We start from the raw sequence: 507 nt of genomic DNA, 5'->3' as shown, positions 1-507 counted from the left end.
CCCGATGTCATCCCCTTCAGCATGTATGCCGGCACCATGCAGAGTTTCTATGAGCTCCTCTACGGGACTGAAGGTGGAACCCTCTATGACGCTGACGAGCAGAAATGGGTCACCGGGTCCCAGGGCTTCATCGATTCCCTTGCGTTTCTGAAGACCATTTATGACGAGGGGCTGGCGGTCACCCCGGCGCAGGCCCTGGATGCGAATATCTGGCAGCCCATCGTGGGAGAGATGCTTCCGCAGGACCGCATGGGTGCCACGGTGGAGGGCTCCTATGCGCCGCAGTTCTGGCAGCCGGGAGGACAGTTTGAATGGCCCGAGTACAGCGAGGTTATGGCTACGGCACCGTTTCCCACCCAGAACGGGCAGGAGCCCGGTGCAGTCAGCATGTCCGGCGGGTGGACCCTGGCGGTGGGGGCCGGAACAGAAGAGCCGGAGCTGGCCGCTGATTTCGTAAAAATGGCCCTGAGCTACGAGAACTCCCTGGAGTACACCGTGGACAGTTCC

Annotated in this window: 1 protein-coding gene; it reads left to right on the top strand. The window is 61.3% G+C overall.

What is annotated here, in order from left to right:
- Window positions 1-507 (top strand): extracellular solute-binding protein (locus CXQ90_RS21950; protein ID WP_146068981.1); only part of this gene is annotated, 507 nt, incomplete at both ends.

It is taken from the genome of Arthrobacter sp. ZGTC131, from assembly GCF_002929275.1.
GTDB lineage: Bacteria > Actinomycetota > Actinomycetes > Actinomycetales > Micrococcaceae > Arthrobacter.
This window is presented reverse-complemented; position numbering and strand designations above follow the sequence as displayed.